The sequence below is a fragment of the Polaromonas sp. P1_F6 genome (assembly GCF_056405695.1).
The window spans coordinates 1-949 of the sequence record NZ_JBFUBQ010000022.1 but is presented as its reverse complement, the minus strand read 5'-3'; the positions used below and the strand labels follow the sequence as shown (position 1 = coordinate 949).

Sequence of the window (949 nt, the reverse complement as noted above, 5' to 3'; positions counted from 1 at the left end):
CGTCCCGGTTCGGAGCCAAGGGAACCGAGGACCTGGGGGGAGGGCTGAAAGCGCTCTTTGGCCTGGAGATGGGAATCTCTTCGGATACCGGCGCGTCAAGCTCGCCCGTCTACCGCAACTCTTACGTCGGCATCAGCGGCGATTTTGGCGTGGTCAATATCGGGCGCATCGACTCGGCCGCACCGAGCCGCACGCCCATCTATGCGATCCTGGGCCGCAACGTGGAGTACGTCATCCACGATGCCGGCGCCACCGCGATTGGCACCTCCATCTTCAACGCGCGCACACGTGTCTCGAACGCCATCGGCTATGCCAGCCCGGTGATCAGCAACTTCGTCTTCCGCGCCGGCCATTACTTCAACGGTGAAGGCCTGCCGGAAACCGCGGCCGGCCCGGTCCGCTTTGAGAGCGACTACAAGCAGACCGACGTCTCGCTGAGCTACGGTGAAGGCGGCGGCCCGCTGGGCCTGGGCGTCGGCTACGGAAGGGACAGCAAACGTGGCGGCGCCTTGCTCAACGATTTCAGGAACAAGTGGATGCTGGTGGGCTCCTACGACTTCGGCGATATCCGGGCCTGGGCGGTCTACAACCGTGACAACTTCCAGGGCAATGCGCTGTCGCGCAGCAAGGTGGCGGCGCAGATGATCGGCGCTTCGTGGGACATCACGCCCAGCAGCAAGGTCATGGCCAACTACATCCGCAAGGATGTCCAGAGCGATCCGGCGGGCAAGCTCAAGCGCTTCCAGGCGGGCTACTCCTACAAGATGAGCAATCGCACTTCGCTGTACGGCTTCTATGACCGCTCGGACCCGAACAACCGCGTTGCCAATGACGTGATCCGCGTGTACGGGGTTGGCGTTCAGCACAACTTCTGAGCGCCAGGAGCTGGCGTAACTAGCTGATACGCAAAGCCGATACGCAAAGCCCGCCTCCGGCGGGCTTTTGTCAT

The 949-nt window shown here is 62.8% G+C and carries 1 protein-coding gene; it reads left to right on the top strand.

Translation table 11 applies throughout. From position 1 onward, the window contains the following. Window positions 1–875: porin (locus tag AC1DY9_RS23370; protein WP_477667806.1), on the top strand; the 875-nt coding region annotated here is incomplete at its 5' end. Window positions 876–949 lie beyond the last annotated feature (74 nt).